This window comes from Acetobacter okinawensis JCM 25146 (genome assembly GCF_000613865.1).
Lineage (GTDB): Bacteria > Pseudomonadota > Alphaproteobacteria > Acetobacterales > Acetobacteraceae > Acetobacter > Acetobacter okinawensis.
Map to the genome: position 1 here is coordinate 1 of NZ_BAJU01000095.1, position 2,740 is coordinate 2,740.

Annotated in this window: 3 protein-coding genes and 1 pseudogene; 3 read left to right on the top strand and 1 reads right to left on the bottom strand. The window is 45.7% G+C overall.

From position 1 onward, the window contains the following. Positions 1–239: 239 nt before the first annotated feature. Positions 240–489: pseudogene (locus tag JCM25146_RS25080) on the top strand (hypothetical protein); the annotation flags it as partial. Between the two features lie 194 nt (positions 490–683). Here JCM25146_RS25080 and JCM25146_RS15720 read toward each other — a convergent pair. After that, positions 684–1,166, bottom strand: a complete 483-nt coding sequence (locus JCM25146_RS15720; RefSeq protein WP_025829229.1) for an Lrp/AsnC family transcriptional regulator — start codon at positions 1,164–1,166, stop codon at positions 684–686. A gap of 88 nt (positions 1,167–1,254) precedes the next feature. Here JCM25146_RS15720 and JCM25146_RS21785 point away from each other — a divergent pair, with 88 nt between their 5' ends. Together JCM25146_RS21785 and JCM25146_RS20235 are read left to right on the top strand one after the other, a co-directional pair. After that, entirely contained in the window at positions 1,255–2,250 is a 996-nt protein-coding gene (locus JCM25146_RS21785; RefSeq protein ID WP_369347537.1) for a DMT family transporter, read from the top strand. A gap of 4 nt (positions 2,251–2,254) precedes the next feature. Further along, on the top strand, positions 2,255–2,626 hold the full coding sequence (locus JCM25146_RS20235) for a tRNA-binding protein (RefSeq protein ID WP_456303749.1): 372 nt from the start codon (positions 2,255–2,257) through the stop codon (positions 2,624–2,626). Positions 2,627–2,740 lie beyond the last annotated feature (114 nt).

Genomic DNA, 2,740 nt, shown 5'->3' on the forward strand with positions numbered 1-2,740 from the left:
CCACGCAATAAACGTCTGAAAAGACAGAAGAAAAGCCACCCAGAAGGGTGGCTTTTTTTGTGCCCAAATCACTCTGCAGGAAACACATAGGAAACAAACGGAAAAGTATTCAGGCGCAATTTTGTCGGTGTTCACGTCTGCGTGAATGTGGGAAGAGGCATCCCGTCGCCTGTTTCAAGGTATGATCCTGTCTTGTCGAGTCAGGACAGTCTTGCTGTCCATGACTGGAGTGGCAGGGCGGGGGCATCACGTTCGAAGATCTGGCGGAGATGATCGGTCCCGACGTCACCGTGACGCTATGGGCTGCGTCTTCGAGGATTTTCGCGGGCAGGACTGGGATGATGGCCAGAACTTCGTCGACGTTTATCTCAATCGTTGGGGATGGAAGGAAGGCCTGCGCAACAGTGTCTATATGCGTGCTCTCAAGGCTTTGGTCATGAGTCTGTATAAGCCTCCGATATCAAACCCGGTCAGAGCCTGATGGCCCGTGCCCAAGGGAGTAGCCGGGCTGTGGCCGCCTACGATTTCGGGTGGATGTGGTACGAGCTTGGGCTCACAGAAATCAGGAAATAGTCCGCTTACGCCTTCTTATTGGTCGTTTTCGTCGTTCAATAAGCTTCTACAAAGCGGACATGGCTGAAGATAATGCTGGAGCGCTGCACTCTCTCACTCTTTGACATACATTAGGGGATAACGATCTCGCTACCTGATTTCACCCGGTCCAGTGTGATAAGAGAACGATATTTGGCTATAAAATCATTTTGAGCAAAAATTCTGCGCGTTATTTGCTCATACGCCTGCACATCTGCTGTAACGATAATTAGTACAAAACTAATACCACCCGTTACGTAATAACATTGCTGAACTTCAGGTGTTGATTTAAATAGGTTTTTTGCCAAATCTACAGTTTCTATACGTTCATCCCTTAGTTGAACTTCAACAATAGCCGTAATGTTCATACCAACAGCATGCACATCTAGGACAGCAGAGTTGTGCTTGATAGTGCCGCTCTTTTCCATAGCGGCAATACGTCTTTGCACAGCGGCGGCTGAAAGATGAACAATCTCCGCAATCTGCCGTTGCGGTGTTTTATTGTCTTTTTGAACAATGCGCAGGATTGCCCTGTCAAACTTGTCTAGTGGTTTCATAATGGTCTTTTTATTCATGAGTGAGTTTTTGTTGCATTTTAAGGGCAAATCAAGAGCACAAAAATCGTTTTCTCGGTGATATGTCTCCTTTTAAGGAGATAGTGTTGTGAGCAGTGTGGAAACAGAAAAGCATCTTCAAAACATCTACAATATCCCTTTGGGCACGTTATGCGGTATGGGTGCAGGGGCATTATGGGGATTGGTATTTCTTGCACCCGAACTTGTGCGTGATTTTACCCCTCTTGAACTGGCTATAGGGCGCTTTCTGGCCTACGGGATAATTGCCTTTGTAATCATTATACCCCGTTGGTCCATACTAACATCAAACCTCAACAAGCAGGACTGGCGCGTTCTTTTCTGGCTCTCTCTCTTTGGAAATACTTTATATTATGTTCTACTTTCTAAGGCAGTACAGAGTGGCGGAATAGCATTAACCTCCTTGGTAATAGGGTTTCTTCCTGTAGCCGTCACAATTATTGGGAGCCGCGACAAGGAGGCTATCCCTCTTATAGCTCTATTCCCATCTCTCCTTTTGTGTTGTGCAGGTGCAGTTTGTATTGGCTGGCAAGCTCTTAAAGCACCTGAGGCGACACATCAGACGAGTATGGGATTGTTATGGTCCATTGCCGCACTTTTGTCCTGGACAACCTATGTCGTCGGGAATAGTCGCAGTCTTGCCCGCCTAAGTTCCGTGTCAATTCACGACTGGAATCTTCTTGTAGGCCTTGTAACTGGAGCTCAGGCCATTTGTCTTATTCCTGTTGCACTTTTCGTTGGCCACTTGCAGCACGACCTCATCTCATGGGGTCGGTTTGTGGAGGTCTCTACGGCAGTTGCAATCATTGCCTCCTTGTTTGGCAATGTGTTGTGGAATCGAATGAGTCGTTTACTTCCTCTGACCATGACAGGACAGATGATTCTTTTTGAAACGCTTTTTGCCCTTATCTACGGTTTTCTCTGGGAACATCGATGGCCTCGTCCCATTGAAGTTGCTGCATTCTCACTCATTGTTTGTAGTGTAATGACATGCGTATCAGTCCATCGAAAACACCATCGCGAGATCAATAGCCCTGCGATACCATCATACAAAAGAGGAGTATAAAATTGTGGCACATATTTCTTTCGATGATTTTCTGAAGACTGATATTCGTGTAGGTACAATAATTGAAGTTGAACCTTTCCCAGAAGCCCGAAAACCAGCATGGAAACTGAAAATTGATTTTGGTTCTGAAATTGGAATAAAAAAATCCAGTGCTCAAATTACGGATTTATATACTTCTGTTGATCTTATTGGCAGGCAAGTTACCTGCGTCGTAAATCTTACCCCACGGCAGATTGGACCATTTATTTCGGAAGTATTAACTCTTGGGTTTTATGGTAACCATAAAATGTCGTGCTGGTTGGACCGGAGCGTCAAGTTCCAAATGGTAGTCGATTGTTTTAACGGCGCAAGAATTTATAGTCTTAAACAGTCCTAAATCCGACATTCTGTACAAGCCTCGTTTCCACTGAGAATGATCGAAAGCTGACGGCAAATCGAATGAATGTCCGGTATTCTGAGCTCTGCACAAGAACCGGACATTCCGCTCCCC